The 13,259-nt window shown below is 63.4% G+C and carries 16 protein-coding genes; 9 read left to right on the plus strand and 7 right to left on the minus strand.

Translation table 11 applies throughout. The annotated features are described in order from the left end of the window. Positions 1 to 298: 298 nt before the first annotated feature. Positions 299 to 505 carry a DUF1737 domain-containing protein gene (locus NKH59_RS06205; RefSeq protein ID WP_352470863.1) on the minus strand — a complete coding sequence of 69 codons (207 nt, stop codon included), beginning with the start codon at positions 503 to 505 and terminating at the stop codon, positions 299 to 301. Positions 506 to 533: 28 nt separating this feature from the next. Then, positions 534 to 1,415 carry an HpcH/HpaI aldolase/citrate lyase family protein gene (locus tag NKH59_RS06210; protein ID WP_353021319.1) on the minus strand — a complete coding sequence of 294 codons (882 nt, stop codon included), beginning with the start codon at positions 1,413 to 1,415 and terminating at the stop codon, positions 534 to 536. Positions 1,416 to 1,693: 278 nt separating this feature from the next. On the opposite strand from NKH59_RS06210, the gene NKH59_RS06215 reads away from it, so the two are divergent. Genes NKH59_RS06215 through NKH59_RS06230 form a run of 4 tightly spaced genes read left to right on the plus strand, consistent with a single transcriptional unit; the run spans position 1,694 to position 6,712 of the window. Beyond that, positions 1,694 to 3,244, plus strand: a complete 1,551-nt coding sequence (locus NKH59_RS06215; protein WP_353021321.1) for a DUF4153 domain-containing protein — start codon at positions 1,694 to 1,696, stop codon at positions 3,242 to 3,244. Between the two features lie 4 nt (positions 3,245 to 3,248). Then, the gene (locus tag NKH59_RS06220) at positions 3,249 to 3,941 is read left to right on the plus strand and encodes a response regulator (protein ID WP_353021324.1); all 693 of its coding nucleotides are present in this window, start codon (positions 3,249 to 3,251) and stop codon (positions 3,939 to 3,941) included. Further along, positions 3,929 to 5,515 carry an ATP-binding protein gene (locus NKH59_RS06225; protein ID WP_353021326.1) on the plus strand — a complete coding sequence of 529 codons (1,587 nt, stop codon included), beginning with the start codon at positions 3,929 to 3,931 and terminating at the stop codon, positions 5,513 to 5,515. The genes NKH59_RS06220 and NKH59_RS06225 overlap by 13 nt, the downstream gene beginning before the upstream one ends. A 30-nt stretch (positions 5,516 to 5,545) precedes the next feature. After that, positions 5,546 to 6,712 (plus strand): NAD(P)/FAD-dependent oxidoreductase, encoded by a 1,167-nt coding sequence (locus NKH59_RS06230; RefSeq protein ID WP_353021328.1) that lies wholly within the window; start codon positions 5,546 to 5,548, stop codon positions 6,710 to 6,712. Positions 6,713 to 6,748: 36 nt separating this feature from the next. Here the strand turns inward: NKH59_RS06230 and NKH59_RS06235 are convergent, their stop codons facing one another. The 4 genes from NKH59_RS06235 to NKH59_RS06250 form a co-directional block, all read right to left on the minus strand. Then, positions 6,749 to 7,237: an SRPBCC family protein gene (locus NKH59_RS06235; RefSeq protein WP_353021330.1), complete on the minus strand. Its 489-nt coding sequence runs from the start codon at positions 7,235 to 7,237 to the stop codon at positions 6,749 to 6,751. Positions 7,238 to 7,275: 38 nt separating this feature from the next. Then, positions 7,276 to 7,722, minus strand: a complete 447-nt coding sequence (locus tag NKH59_RS06240; protein WP_352541961.1) for an SRPBCC family protein — start codon at positions 7,720 to 7,722, stop codon at positions 7,276 to 7,278. Next, complete coding sequence (locus NKH59_RS06245) at positions 7,722 to 8,033, minus strand: ArsR/SmtB family transcription factor (RefSeq protein ID WP_353021421.1); 312 nt, start codon at positions 8,031 to 8,033, stop codon at positions 7,722 to 7,724. Before NKH59_RS06245 ends, NKH59_RS06240 begins: the two co-directional genes overlap by 1 nt. A 92-nt stretch (positions 8,034 to 8,125) precedes the next feature. Continuing rightward, positions 8,126 to 8,551 (minus strand): GNAT family N-acetyltransferase, encoded by a 426-nt coding sequence (locus NKH59_RS06250; protein ID WP_353021422.1) that lies wholly within the window; start codon positions 8,549 to 8,551, stop codon positions 8,126 to 8,128. 166 nt (positions 8,552 to 8,717) lie between these two features. Here NKH59_RS06250 and leuD point away from each other — a divergent pair, with 166 nt between their 5' ends. The 5 genes from leuD (at position 8,718) to leuB (ending at position 12,443) form a co-directional block, all read left to right on the plus strand. Next, positions 8,718 to 9,323 carry a 3-isopropylmalate dehydratase small subunit gene (gene leuD / locus NKH59_RS06255; RefSeq protein ID WP_353021331.1) on the plus strand — a complete coding sequence of 202 codons (606 nt, stop codon included), beginning with the start codon at positions 8,718 to 8,720 and terminating at the stop codon, positions 9,321 to 9,323. 56 nt (positions 9,324 to 9,379) lie between these two features. Then, positions 9,380 to 10,291: an Ivy family c-type lysozyme inhibitor gene (locus NKH59_RS06260; RefSeq protein ID WP_353021333.1), complete on the plus strand. Its 912-nt coding sequence runs from the start codon at positions 9,380 to 9,382 to the stop codon at positions 10,289 to 10,291. A 125-nt stretch (positions 10,292 to 10,416) separates the two neighbouring features. After that, positions 10,417 to 10,800 (plus strand): RidA family protein, encoded by a 384-nt coding sequence (locus NKH59_RS06265; protein ID WP_352570052.1) that lies wholly within the window; start codon positions 10,417 to 10,419, stop codon positions 10,798 to 10,800. A gap of 51 nt (positions 10,801 to 10,851) precedes the next feature. Next, positions 10,852 to 11,202, plus strand: coding sequence for a VOC family protein (locus tag NKH59_RS06270; protein ID WP_352570210.1), 351 nt, complete (start codon positions 10,852 to 10,854; stop codon positions 11,200 to 11,202). 137 nt (positions 11,203 to 11,339) lie between these two features. Next, positions 11,340 to 12,443: a 3-isopropylmalate dehydrogenase gene (gene leuB, locus NKH59_RS06275; protein ID WP_353021334.1), complete on the plus strand. Its 1,104-nt coding sequence runs from the start codon at positions 11,340 to 11,342 to the stop codon at positions 12,441 to 12,443. A gap of 88 nt (positions 12,444 to 12,531) precedes the next feature. On the opposite strand, the gene NKH59_RS06280 is transcribed toward leuB, so the two are convergent. Then, positions 12,532 to 12,930 (minus strand): hypothetical protein, encoded by a 399-nt coding sequence (locus NKH59_RS06280; RefSeq protein ID WP_352697017.1) that lies wholly within the window; start codon positions 12,928 to 12,930, stop codon positions 12,532 to 12,534. Positions 12,931 to 13,259 lie beyond the last annotated feature (329 nt).

Consider the following 13,259-nt stretch of genomic DNA (forward strand, 5'->3'; position numbering starts at 1 on the left):
ACGGACGGCTCCCTTGTTTGAGATCTCAACGAACTCATTCTGGCACATCCGATGCCGTCGGGCGCCGTCCACCCCATCATGCCGTGATAGTGATGCAGTGCGCCGGCGGTGCAGAACCGAACGCTCATCATCCCGTTCTGGGTAACGGGGCTATCCCGATCGGTGGTAGATCACACTAATCCTGATCCGCCGTGCCCTTCGGCAGAGGTAACGGCATGGATCCTAGGGTACTCCGCGACGTCGCTTCGCGACTGCTACGCCCTAGGATGACGAAGGACGAGCGCTTCAGCGAACCTCCCTACCAGTCGCTGAGCTTGGTGTCGGGGCCGTATTCCTGGCCCTCGATGTCCTTCACCACGGCCTGGCCGCAGCGCATGGTCTTGGCTTCCTGGTCATAGGCATAGGTCGGCGAGCCGAACAGGTGCCAGCCCTTGTTCAACGCCGCCGTCACCTTGTGGCAGAAGCTGGAATCGTCCGGACCGGACAGAAAACGGTAGAGTTTCATTCTTCAATCCTGTCGTCAGTTGCGTTAGTCATGCGCGAACAGCGGCGGCCTTCGCCAGCAGTTTTTCGGCCTGCGCCAGATGCAGCCGCTCGACCATCTTGCCGTTCAGCGCAACTACCGCCTTACCGGTATTTTGGGCGAGCGCGAAGGCATCCTTGACCGCGCGCGCTTCGGCTATTGCTTCGGGCGACGGTGCAAAGGCGCGGTTCGCGGCTTCGATCTGAGCCGGATGGATCAGCGACTTGCCGTCAAAACCCATGGCGGCCGCTTCCGTGCACTCGCGCGCAAACCCGTCCATATCGCGAAAATCATTGAAGACGCCATCGAGCAGGTCGAGGCCGCCGGCACGCGCCGCGAGCACCATCTGCATCAGCCATGGAACGAGATAGCGCCGGTCGGGCGTGGAGAGAATTCCGGTGTCCTTGACCAGGTCATTCGTTCCGGCAGCGAAACAAGCCAGTCGAGAGGCCGGATCGCGGCCGAGCTCAGCGATCGGCCCGATATTGAGCAGCGCCCTGGGCGTCTCGATCATCGCCCATAGCTTGACTTCGTCGGCGATAAAATTGTCGTCGAGCACGTCGCCGGCCTCGAGAATGTCGCGCGGCGTGTCGACCTTGGGCAGCAGGATGGCGTCGGGCGAGCATTTTGCCGCGGCCAGCAGGTCGGCGCCGCCCCACTCGCTCGACAGCGCATTGATGCGCACGACCATCTCGCAGCGCCGGTTGGAACGGCCGGCGAAAATCGCCGCCAGCTTTTCGCGCGCGGAAGGCTTGTCGGCCGGGGCGACGGCGTCCTCGAGATCGATGACGACGGTATCGCAGGCCAGCGATTGGATCTTGGCCAGCGCCTTGTCGTTCGAAGCCGGGACGTAAAGCACCGAGCGGCGCGGGCGGTAGCTTTCGGTGGTCATCTCCGATCTATGCCGTCTGCAGCCGGCCGAGGCAAGCCGTGCATAAAAACTGCACGCAACTTCGGAAAATCTCCTCGTCTCCGCCCCGCTTGCCACCCGACCGGATGCGACAAGGGCGGCATGCAAGAGCAAACGAACTCCCGTTGGTCCCTGCCGTACCGGCTTCGCCGCGAAAGCTGGTGGCTCGTCGATCCGCCCCGGACTTCGGTAAACCTCCTCCCTTTCGTCCGGAAATCCTCGCCCACCGGCCGCATCAAAGCCGCCGAGAAAGCCCGATCATGATAGTATTCCTCCCGGCGGCGCCGAGCTATTGCTACCGCTTCGGCGTTGCCGTCCTGCTCGTCGCACTGGCCGATTTTTTCTTCTATGGCCAACCGGCGGGCATCACGCTTTTCCTGTTCGGCGTTGCGATTGCAGCGGCGAGCATGGCTCTCCATCCTCTCGGCGCCTTCAACGACGGCAGGTTCTGGTTCAAGCCGGTTGCGCTGTTCATGGCGCTGCTGCCGCTTGTGGAAAATGTCAGCGCACTGTCCGTCTCGATCGCGCTGGCGACGACGGCCATCTTCGCGCTTTCACTGGCCGGACGGTTGCGGCTCGGCCTTGCCCGCATTGCCGGCCAACTCTCGCTGTTCCTGCTTGCAACGCCATTTCGGCTCGTCCTTGATTTCTTCCGCTGGCGCATGGCGGCGCGGCGGCTTGGCCGGCGGCGCGTGCGCCTTGCGGCGATCGCCGTCTGGGTCATGCCGCTGGGCCTCGGCGCAGTGTTCCTCGCGCTGTTCGGCGCCGCCAATCCCGTCATCGAATACTGGTTTTCGCTGATTGATCTCTTCGCCCTGCTCAACCTCATGCAGTTGCCGCGTCTTGCCTTCTGGCTATTCGCGCTCGCCGGCGTATGGGCCTTTCTGCGGCCGCGCCTGCCGCGGCTTCTCCGGCATATTCCTCGGTTGGGAACGCCTGCCAGCACACCGACGAGGCCAGCCATAAGTCCCACGATCGAAGACATCGTCTTCGGCAAGGCCGCTATCCTCCGCGCGCTCGTCGTCTTCAACATCCTGTTCGCGGTGCAGAGCGCACTCGACGCCACCTATCTGTGGGGCGGCATCGCGCTTCCCGACGGGCTGACCTATGCCGCCTACGCGCATCGCGGCGCCTATCCGCTGATCGTCACGGCGCTGCTGGCCGCCGGCTTCGTGCTGGCGGCGCTGCGGCCGGGAAGCGCGACCTCCGGCGATCCGCTCATCCGCCGGCTGGTTTATGCCTGGGTGGCGCAGAACATCCTCCTGGTGATCTCGTCGATCCTGCGGCTCGATCTCTATATCGGTATCTATGCGCTGACCTATTGGCGTGTCGCTGCGTTCGTCTGGATGGGGCTGGTGGCGGCGGGCCTTGTCCTGATCATGGCCCGCATCGCGCGCGAAAAGTCCAACGAATGGCTGCTTGCCGCCAATCTTCTGACGCTATCGGCGACGCTCTATGCCTGCTCGTTCATCAACTTTGCCGCGCTGATCGCCAACTACAATGTCGACCATTGCTTCGAAATGACCGGCCAAGGCACCCAGCTCGACGTCTGGTACCTGCGCTCGCTCGGGCCCGGCGCCTTGCCGGCGCTCGATCGCTTCGTCCAGCACCAGAGCAGGACGGTTTCCGCGGAGGATGCCTCCATCCGCGAACTCGCCGGCTGGTATGCACAGGACGAAGCACGCTTCCGCGCCGGCCAGGAGAACTGGCGGGGCTGGAGCTTTCGTGACTGGCGGCTCAACCGCGCCCTCGACAGGCGTGGCCCGTTCGTGGTTCCTCCGATGTCCGAACCCTTCATGCCGGGCCGCTGATTTGATGCCGCACCACATACTGGTCGCCGACGACGACCCGCACATTCGCGAAATCATCTGCTTCGCGCTGGAAAAGGCCGGCATGAAAACGCTGGCGGTGCCGGACGGCGCGGCTGCCTTGCAGGCGATAGAGCGCCATGCGCCCGATCTCGTCGTGCTCGACATCGGCATGCCGGAAATGGACGGGCTGGAAGTGTGCCGGCGGCTGCGCCACACATCCGACCTGCCGGTGCTGTTCCTGTCCGCGCGGGATGAAGAGATCGACCGCGTCCTCGGGCTGGAGATGGGCGGCGATGATTATGTCATCAAGCCGTTCAGCCCGCGCGAGCTGGTCGCCCGCGTCAACGTCATTCTGCGCCGCGCTCGGTCCACGCCGGAACCAGCCGACGACCGGCAATTCTCGCATGGCAGACTGTTGCTGGTGCCGGCAAGCCATACAGCCAGCTTCGACGGCAAGCCGCTGGCGCTGACGTCGATCGAATTCGCGATCCTGAAAGGCTTTTTGGCGCGGCCGGCGTATGTGCTTGGCCGCGACATGGTGATGGCCAACGCCTATGTGGCCAATATCCATGTCGCAGACCGCACCGTCGACAGCCATATCCGCAATATCCGCGCCAAGCTGGCGGCCGTCGGCTGCGTCGATGCGATCGAGACCGTGCACGGCGTCGGTTTTCGGCTGGGTAAATGCGGGAGTTGAGCGCCCAAAAATGGGTTGGCAGCAAATGGCGGCCTCGCCTCGCCACGGTCGTCATCGCCATCCTGATCATGGTGATGGCGCTGCCGCTGGCCGGCCTGTTTTTCTTCCGGCTCTACGAGAACCAGCTGATCAGGCAGACCGAGGCCGAGCTGATCGCCCAAGGCGCCGCCCTTGGCGCGATCTATGCGCAAGAGGTCCGTGAGGCCGGCCTTGCCCCGGAAAAGCTCGGCGCACCCGTGCCTTCACCCAACACCAGCGATCGGGCTTCTCCCTACCAGCCGATGGAACCGCGCCTCGATCTTGCGTCCGACAGGATCCTGCCGACCCGGCCCGCGGCCACCGCGGCCAGCGCCGATCCCGCCTTCGCTGCAATCGGCGCACGCCTGTCGGACATTCTTGCCGAGACGCAGAAGACCACGCTCGCCGGCTTCCGGCTGCTCGATCCCAGAGGCGTGGTCATCGCCGGCCGTGAGGAGGCCGGCCTGTCGCTCGCGGCTGTCGACGAGGTTCGCGCAGCGCTTGCCGGCCGCTACGCCAGCGCGCTCAGGCTGCGGGTTCCCGACCAGCCGTCGCCGCCGCTCTATTCGGTCAGCCGCGGCACCAAGGTTCGCGTCTTCGTCGCCATGCCGGTTGCGGTCTCCGGCAAGGTCGCCGGCGTCGTCTATCTGTCGCGGACGCCGAACAACATCGTCAAGCATCTCTATGGCGAGCGCGGCAAGGTGGCGCTGGCAGCAATCGCCATCCTCGGCGGCGCGCTGCTGATCGGGCTGGTCTTCCTGCGGGCCGTCAGCCGTCCGATCTATGCGCTGATGGAACGCACGAAACGCATCGCCGCCGGCGACCGCGCGGCGATCAGGCCGCTCGATCACCACGGCACGCGCGAAATGGGTGAACTCTCTGCTGCTTTCCTCGACATGGCCGAAAAGCTGCACGCACGCTCCGACGGCATCCAGACCTTTGCCACCCACGTCTCGCACGAGCTCAAATCGCCGCTGACGGCGATCCAGGGGGCCGCCGAACTGCTGCGCGATTCGGGCAGCGCGATGGACGAGGCCGAGCGGCGGCGTTTTTCGGACAATATCGTCACCGATGCCGGCCGGCTCAACCTTCTGGTGCGCCGCCTGCTCGACCTGGCGCGCGCCGAAAATCTCGAACCGAGCGGCGAAAACACGTCGCTCACTGCTGCACTGGCGCTGCTGCCGGCCGACGACAGGCTGGCGCTGCGCCTCGAGGCGGGCGCCCAGATCGGTCTGCGCATATCGGCCGAAAACGCGGCGATCGTGCTGGCCAATCTCATCGACAATTCGGCGCGGCACGGCGCAACGCTGGTTTCGATCACGGCCGCAAGCGCGGACGGCAAGGCCACCATTGTGGTGGACGACGACGGCGCCGGCATTTCGCCCAGCAACCGAGGCCGCATCTTCGAGCCGTTCTTCACCACGCGCCGCGATTCCGGCGGCACCGGCATGGGCCTCGGCATCGTGCTGGCCCTCCTGAAAGCGCATGATGGCACGATCCGGCTGGTTGACTCGGCGAGCGGCACGCGCTTCGAGATCATCCTGCCGGCGGCGTGACTCGGCGATTCAGACCGGAAGGGCGAAAAGGTGCATTACGACATCGTCATCATCGGCGGAGCCATCGTCGGCTCGTCGGTTGCCTATTACCTGCGCAAGGAAGGGTTTTCGGGCTCGATCGCGCTTGTCGAGCGCGACCCGCAATTTTCTCATGCGGCGACCACACTGTCCTGCGCCTCCATCCGCCAGCAGTTTTCGATCCCGGAAAACATCCGTCTGTCGCAATTCACGCTGAAACTGTTCCGGCGGCTCAGGGAAGAGTTTGGCGCGGACGCCGATATCGGCTTTCGCGAAGGCGGTTATCTCATCCTTGCCGGCGAAAACGGGCTGCCTATCCTGCGGGCCAACCACGAAGCGCAGATGGCCGAGGGCGCCGACATCCTGCTCGAGGATGCAGAGGCGCTCGTCCGCCGCTTTCCGTGGCTGTCGGTCGAGGGCATTTCCGCCGGCGCCTATGGCCGCAGCGGCGAAGGCTGGTTCGACGCGCACGCGATGCTGATGCTGTTCCGCAAGGCACTGCGAAGCAAGAACATTGATTTCATCACAGCGTCGGTGACCGGTATCGAGCGGCAGGGGAAGCGCGTCGCCGGTGTGACCCTCGACAATGGCGAGCGGCTCGAGGCCGGCACCGTCGTTAACGCCGCCGGGCCGAATGCCGGCAAGGTGGCAGCAATGGCCGGGCTGGCGCTGCCGGTGGAGCCGCGCAAGCGCAATGTCTTCGTCTTCGAGGCGCGCGAAAAATATGACGACATGCCGCTGCTGGTCGACCCGAGCGGCATCTATGTCCGGCCGGAGGGCTCGGTCTACATCACCGGCGGCGCCGAGCCGGAAGAGGGCGAAGGACCGGCCGACCCCGCCGACTTCGACCCCGACTGGCCGCTGTTCGAAGAGGTGATCTGGCCAGTGCTGGCGACCCGCATTCCGGCCTTCGAGGCGATCAAGCCGACGCGCGCCTGGGTCGGCCATTACGACTACAATACGCTCGACCAGAACGCGGTGATCGGCCCGCACCCGGAGGTCGGCAATTTCCTCTTCGCCAACGGGTTTTCCGGTCACGGCTTGCAGCAGGCTCCGGCGGTCGGCAAGGCGCTGGCCGAACTGATAGTGCATGGCGGCTATCGCACGGTGGATTGCTCGGCGTTCGGGTACAGCCGGATTGCCGACGGGCGGCCGTTTCGGGAATTGAATGTAATTTAACGCTGGCGCGAAGGGATGCTACCGTTGCTTGGTGGATTAAGCCGCCGCCAAGCCGCCCGTACCAAGATACGCCTGAAGCCAGCCCAGCACCCGGGCCCAGCCTTCGGCATGCTTCGTTGCGGCAGCAGCGATGCCGGCGAAGCCGCCATGGCAGATGGTGACGCGTGTGCCGCCGGCGATCGGCTCCAGCAGCCAGGCGACTTTGGTTTCGCGGCGGCCAAGCGTCGGATGGTCCCAGTCGTATCTCCGCGTCTGCACGATCCGGCGCGGCTCTTCGATCTCCAGGAATTCGCCGCTGGCGGGCAGGTGTCTGCCGGCCGCCGTCTCGACGGTGACGCTCCAGCGGCCGCCGACGCGGAGGTCGGCCGCCCATCCGGTCATCCTGTAGGTCTTGGCGGACCCCCACCAGCGCTCGACGTCGCGTGTAACGAGGGCGTCAAATATCCGCTCGGGCGGCGCGCGAACATCGGCGCTCGCCATAACGGTCTCGCCATTGGTCATGCTGTGCACCGCGGAACTGTACATCGCCCTGCCTCCAGAAACGTTTCGCTATCGAAACAACCTCAAGCCTTCGACGCCGGGCGCGACAGGCCTTTGCCGGTTTCGAGCAGGCTCTTCAGGCTGGACAGGATGAGCGGCCAGCCGTTCGCCACATGGCCAAGCAGCTTGTGCGGTCCATCGGCTTCGTGTGTGATGGCGAGCTTCATCATCTCGCCCTCCTGCTCGAGGGCGAAGGTGCAGCGTGTGTAGCCGTCCGCCTTGACCTCGGGCATGAACTCGTTGCGCCATTTGAGCACGATGCGCTTGGGTGGATCGATCTCGAGGACCTCGCCGCTGTCGGTGACGCGGCCGTCGGTGTAAACCATCTTCCACGCCGAACCTTGTTTCCAGTCGCTTAGCATTTGAGCGCCGAGGAAATATTGCCGCTGGAACTCCGGCTCGGTCAGTGCTTGCCAGAGTTTTTCGGGCGAAGTGCGGATGTAGGTGACATAAACGAAAATGTTGCTCATCAGTCTTCCCTTTCGAGGCGTTTCTTCAAATCGCCGAGGGCGCCCAGTCGCCCCCGCTCGAATTTGCCGATCCAGCGTTCGGCGATCTCGTTGATGGGAACGGGATTCAGATAATGTTGCTTCTCGCGTCCCTTGCGGATGGTGGCGACGAGGTTTGCTTCTTCCAGGATCGCCAGATGCTTGGTCACCGCCTGGCGCGTCATGTCCATCTCACCGCACAGCGCGTTCAGCGTCTGTCCGTTCCTGGCATGAAGGCTGTCCAGCAATCGCCGGCGTGTCGGGTCGGCCAAGGCCCGAAAGACATAATCCATGCTCATGACCCTAATATGCAACTATTTGGTTGCATGTCAAGAGGCAGAATCTTGGCCAAGGATGCGCGGGTTGAGGTCGCTGGGAGTGGATTTCATTGCTTGCGGCCGAACCAGAATGCGTTGGGCATGCGCTCCATGCCGATACGCTCATAGAAGCCGACGACGTCGGGCATGGAGATCAGGCTGATGGCAACGGAAGGTCCGAGTTGCCGGCGTGCCTCATCCATCAGACCCTTGCCGATACCCAGCCCTTGCGCCGATGCAGAAACAGCGAGCTCGGAGATATAGCAGACCCAGGAAAAGTCGGTGATGCCGCGAGCGACACCAACCAGCGGCTTGCCCGGTGCATCGATGCGCGCGGTGAGCACTAGGTCGGCACTCGTGAGCATCGCCTTCAAACGGGCATGATCATCGACGGGCCGTGTCTCGCCGAGGCCGGATTCCACCAGAACGCGGTGGAACTCGGCGATGCCGAGGCCCGGTTCGCTGGCGTAAAGGATCGTGGATCGCGTTGTCATGTCGACAAAAGTGCACCATGGGCCGGCGGTTTTGAAGCTGTTTGTACCGATTTTGTGTTTCGATCGACGACGGAAGTCCAAAAACAGCCGTCTTTTATTTGCCCGCGGCATTGTGTAAACCGAGCGCCAGCAATTCCCCGCAACGAGAAGAAGACGGGCAAGAACCATGGAAAAATTCACCAAGCTCACCGGTGTCGCCGCGCCGATGCCGATCGTCAATGTCGACACCGACATGATCATCCCCAAGGATTATCTCAAGACGATCAAGCGCACCGGGCTCGGCACCGGCCTGTTCGCCGAAATGCGTTACAAGGACGACGGCTCGGAAAACCCGGACTTCGTGCTCAACAAGCGGGCCTACCGCAAGGCGCAGATCCTGGTCGCCGGCGACAATTTCGGCTGCGGCTCGAGCCGGGAACATGCGCCGTGGGCGCTGCTCGATTTCGGCATCCGCTGCGTCATCTCGACCTCGTTCGCCGACATTTTCTACAATAATTGCTTCAAGAACGGCATCTTGCCGATCACCGTCAGCCCGGAAGACCTGGAGAAGCTGATGGACGATGCCTCGCGCGGTTCCAACGCGACGCTGTCGGTCGATCTCGAAGCCAAGGAAATCCGCGGGCCGGACGGCGGCGTGGTCAAGTTCGACCTCGACGAATTCAAGCGCCACTGCCTCTTGAACGGCCTCGACGATATCGGCCTGACCATGGAGAAGGCCGGCGCCATCGCTTCGTTCGAGAAGAAGAACGCCGAGCTGCGGCCCTGGGCATAGGCTCTAAAGCCGCGCCGACGGTCAGCCTCTACGCCAAGTGTCCGGGGAGGGATGTGATGACACGCTTGCTTGTTGCCGCTGCCTGCGGACTGCCGCTGATGCTGCTGCCCCCGGCGAGCGTCTATGCCCAGACGCAGACGCCCGCCACGGAAGCGCCAGCGGCAGATCAAGGCGCCAGCGACACAGCCGCCGCCGACGATGACAAGCAGGCGCCGATCCCGTTCGAGGGCGGCCAGCTGACCATCACCCAGGAGGAAGAATACGGGGAACGGGTACTCGCCTTCGACGGCAAGGAACTGGCGCGCAATTACGACGTCTTCTTCGACAAGATCGTCGAGGTCGGCGGCGTCAAGGTGGCGCTGGTCGATGTCGGCGACGGCGGCAACCAGTGCGGCCCAGCCAAGGTGATCGTTTGGAAGCCGGAAGGCGGCACGATCCAGACGGTCACGGTCGAGCAGGATGAATGCGGCGCGCCGCCGGCCGCGATCTCCGACAGCGCCGTCTATTTCGTGCCCTATCTGCTGCCGGGTGATTCCAAGCCGGCGCTGCAATGGTCGCCGACGGCCGGACTGACGACGTCCGGCAATCTGACCTACATGCCGGAGCCGGGCACCGACTGGAAGGACGTCGATCCGTCGAAATACGACAACATCATTGATGCCTTCCACAACGAGGCCGTCTACAAGCAAGCTGAGACGCTGCTTGGCAAGGACATGCCCGACATGGCGACCAGCCTACTGGTCGGCGGCGGCACGGAAAAAACCGCGTCGGGTGCCTTCTTTGCCAGCGGCTGCGTGCCGCATGATTGCGGTGGCAATGACGGCTTCATGGCGGTCGACCCGGTCAAGCACAAGCTGTATTTCGCCCGCCGCGGCGACAAGCCCGAGCCGGACGCGTGGCCGGCGGTGAGTACATGGCCGGCCGACGTCAAGGAAGCGCTGGACAAGGCGCTGGGGTCGCCGAATTAGAAATCGTTTTGCCGCGATCCTTCGCGCGCCCCTCTGTCCTGCCGGACATCTCCCCCACTTGGGGGGAGATCGGCCGTCACCGCCGCTTTCGCCAAACCGCCTACGCTGCAAAAAAGGAGGACACCATGCGAAAACTGATCTCCACCGGTTCGCCCTTCGAGAAGACCGCCGGCTATTCGCGCGCCGTGGTGCAGGGCGACTGGTGTTTCGTGTCCGGAACGACCGGCTACGATTATGCGACCATGTCGATGCCGGAGACCGTGGAGGCACAAACGCGCAATTGCCTGACGACGATCGCCAAGGCGCTCGGGGACGGCGGCTTCGAGACGGCCGATGTGGTGCGGGCGCATTACTATATCACCGATGCGGCTTTCGTGGATGTGGTGTTCCCGATCCTCGGCGAGGCCTTTGGCGAGATCAGGCCGGCGGCAACGATGATCGTGTGCCAGCTCAACAAGCCGGAGATGAAGATCGAGATCGAGGTGACGGCGCTGCGGCGCACAGCCTGATGCCTGTCACGGTTGCGAAAACGACACGGTCAGCACGAGGATCGGCCCATGGTGAAGGTCAGGCGCATCGTTGCAAACATAGACACGCAGGATATCGCGGCGGCAAAACCCTTCTATCAGGATGTGCTCGGCCTCGATCTCAAGATGGATATGGGCTGGATCGCTACCTACGGCTCGCAAGAGACGATGTCCGTGCAGGTCAGTTTCATGGCCGAAGGGGGATCAGGAACGCCGGTGCCGGACATCTCTATCGAAGTCGACGACGTCGATGCCGCGCTTGAAAGCATGAGGACGGCCGGCTTTGCCATCGAATACGGTCCGGCGGACGAACCCTGGGGCGTGCGGCGCTTCTTCGTACGCGACCCGTTCGGCAGGCTGGTCAATATCCTTTCGCATCTCTAGGCATTTTGTCTTGAGCATCGGATTTTCCCAAAACCGGTTTCCACTTTTGGGTCCGATGCTCTGAACCGCAGGCTTGCGCGCCGGCCGCTTGGCGTTTAGCAAGGCCGCGGCTCACGACACAATCAGGACGGTTCCCCATGGCTTCGAAAAATCTTCTCCTGCTTGCCGGCGACGGCATCGGCCCCGAGGCGATGGCCGAGGTGAAGAAGCTGATTTCCGCCATGAACGACAGGCTCGGCAGCGATTTCGTCACCGATGAGGGCCTTGTCGGCGGCTGCGCCTACGACGCGCATGGCGCGGCGATTTCCGATGCCGACATGGCCAAGGCAATGGCGTCGGACGCGGTGCTGTTCGGCGCCGTCGGCGGACCGAAATGGGATGCGGTGCCTTACGAGGTGCGCCCGGAGGCGGGTCTGCTGCGGCTGCGCAAGGACATGGAGCTGTTTGCCAATCTCAGGCCGGCAATCTGCTATCCGGCGCTGGCGGCGTCCTCCTCGCTGAAGCAGGAGGTGGTCGAGGGGCTCGATATCCTGATCGTGCGCGAGCTCACCGGCGGCGTCTATTTCGGCGAGCCTAAGCAGATCATCGACCTCGGCAACGGCCAGAAGCGCGGCATCGACACCCAAATATACGATACGTTCGAGATCGAGCGCATTTCGGGCGTTGCCTTCGAATTGGCGCGCACGCGCAAGAATCACGTCACCTCGATGGAAAAGCGCAATGTGATGAAGTCGGGCGTGCTGTGGAACGAGGTCGTCACCCAGACGCACAAGGCCAAGTATGCCGACGTCAAGCTCGATCACATGTTGGCCGATGCTGGCGGCATGCAGCTGGTGCGCTGGCCGAAGCAGTTCGACGTCATCGTCACCGACAATCTGTTCGGCGACATGCTGTCCGACATCGCCGCCATGCTGACCGGCTCGATCGGCATGCTGCCGTCGGCCTCGCTCGGCGCGCCGGATGCGAAGACAAAAAAGCGCAAGGCGCTCTACGAGCCGGTGCACGGCTCGGCGCCCGACATCGCTGGCAAGGGCATCGCCAATCCGATCGCCATGATCGCCTCCTTCGCCATGTGCATGCGCTATTCCTTCGGCATGGTTGAAGAGGCCGACCGGCTGGAAGGCGCGATCGCCGCCGTGCTCGATCAGGGCTTGCGTACCAGGGATATTCATTCGCCGGGGATGACCGAGGTCGGCACGACCGAGATGGGCGACGCGATCATCGCCAAGTTTCTGGGCTGATCCCGTGTCGGTCGACGTCCGCTGGGCGACGACCCGGGATGCGGCGGCACTCGCCGCCATGCTTTGCGAAATGGCGGCACAGGGCAATTCATGCCGAGCCCTTGCCGGATCGCGCCAGCGTGAGCGTGTCGATCCGTTTCTTCCTGCCTGAGATAAATTCGACGATGCGGTGCGTTTCGTAACTCCGCACAACGAACGAAGGCGCGGTCCAAAGGTCGTCGATCGTGATGTCATGATCGCGGAGGCGCCCCAGTGCCAGCGACACGCTGAAACTGCGGTTCTCGTTCATTCTGCGGAAGCGCATATGTACGATGTTGCGCTTTTCGGCGATCGAAAGCAGCTCGTATAGGTCGAGCGGTTCCCCCTGAGCGCTTCTGAACGCGGTGTGGGAGTTTATGACGCGCGCCTCCACGCGGCCTTTCTGCGAACGTGGGTTATCGGTGCAGCCATGTTTTGGCCAAGGCCAGCCAAGATTGTCGAAGAACACCCGGCCGCCGTGTGGGCATTGATAATAGAACACCTGCTTGCCGCAGACCGGGCAATGCGCGTTTGGGTTGACATATGAAACGACGGTGCCGAACGGTTTGATGGCCGCCGCACCTGGGCCGCTGCTGTAGCCGGAACACCAGCGGCTATCGGTATGAATCGGCGTCGGCCGGCCGCCCCTATACCGAAATTCGATTTGGCCGCCGCACGTGTGGCAAGTCGGCATGACTGCTCCCTGCGCGATCAGGCGCGCAACCTCGATATAGTCGAGTGTGAGACGTTATAGCTGCGGGCGATCTCGGTCAGCAATTCCTCACCTTTGTGCGAAAT

Origin of the sequence: Mesorhizobium sp. M0998, assembly GCF_040318885.1 — a bacterium.
Lineage (GTDB): Bacteria > Pseudomonadota > Alphaproteobacteria > Rhizobiales > Rhizobiaceae > Mesorhizobium.

What these genes read in the sequence shown, in the direction of transcription:
- NKH59_RS06205 (WP_352470863.1), bottom strand. Translation starts at nt 505, where the DNA reads ATGAAACTCTACCGTTTTCTGTCCGGTCCGGACGATTCCAGCTTCTGC.
- NKH59_RS06210 (WP_353021319.1), bottom strand. Translation starts at nt 1,415, where the DNA reads ATGACCACCGAAAGCTACCGCCCGCGCCGCTCGGTGCTTTACGTCCCG.
- NKH59_RS06215 (WP_353021321.1), top strand. Translation starts at nt 1,694, where the DNA reads ATGATAGTATTCCTCCCGGCGGCGCCGAGCTATTGCTACCGCTTCGGC.
- NKH59_RS06220 (WP_353021324.1), top strand. Translation starts at nt 3,249, where the DNA reads ATGCCGCACCACATACTGGTCGCCGACGACGACCCGCACATTCGCGAA.
- NKH59_RS06225 (WP_353021326.1), top strand. Translation starts at nt 3,929, where the DNA reads ATGCGGGAGTTGAGCGCCCAAAAATGGGTTGGCAGCAAATGGCGGCCT.
- NKH59_RS06235 (WP_353021330.1), bottom strand. Translation starts at nt 7,237, where the DNA reads ATGTACAGTTCCGCGGTGCACAGCATGACCAATGGCGAGACCGTTATG.
- NKH59_RS06240 (WP_352541961.1), bottom strand. Translation starts at nt 7,722, where the DNA reads ATGAGCAACATTTTCGTTTATGTCACCTACATCCGCACTTCGCCCGAA.
- NKH59_RS06245 (WP_353021421.1), bottom strand. Translation starts at nt 8,033, where the DNA reads ATGGATTATGTCTTTCGGGCCTTGGCCGACCCGACACGCCGGCGATTG.
- NKH59_RS06250 (WP_353021422.1), bottom strand. Translation starts at nt 8,551, where the DNA reads ATGACAACGCGATCCACGATCCTTTACGCCAGCGAACCGGGCCTCGGC.
- leuD (WP_353021331.1), top strand. Translation starts at nt 8,718, where the DNA reads ATGGAAAAATTCACCAAGCTCACCGGTGTCGCCGCGCCGATGCCGATC.
- NKH59_RS06260 (WP_353021333.1), top strand. Translation starts at nt 9,380, where the DNA reads ATGACACGCTTGCTTGTTGCCGCTGCCTGCGGACTGCCGCTGATGCTG.
- NKH59_RS06265 (WP_352570052.1), top strand. Translation starts at nt 10,417, where the DNA reads ATGCGAAAACTGATCTCCACCGGTTCGCCCTTCGAGAAGACCGCCGGC.
- leuB (WP_353021334.1), top strand. Translation starts at nt 11,340, where the DNA reads ATGGCTTCGAAAAATCTTCTCCTGCTTGCCGGCGACGGCATCGGCCCC.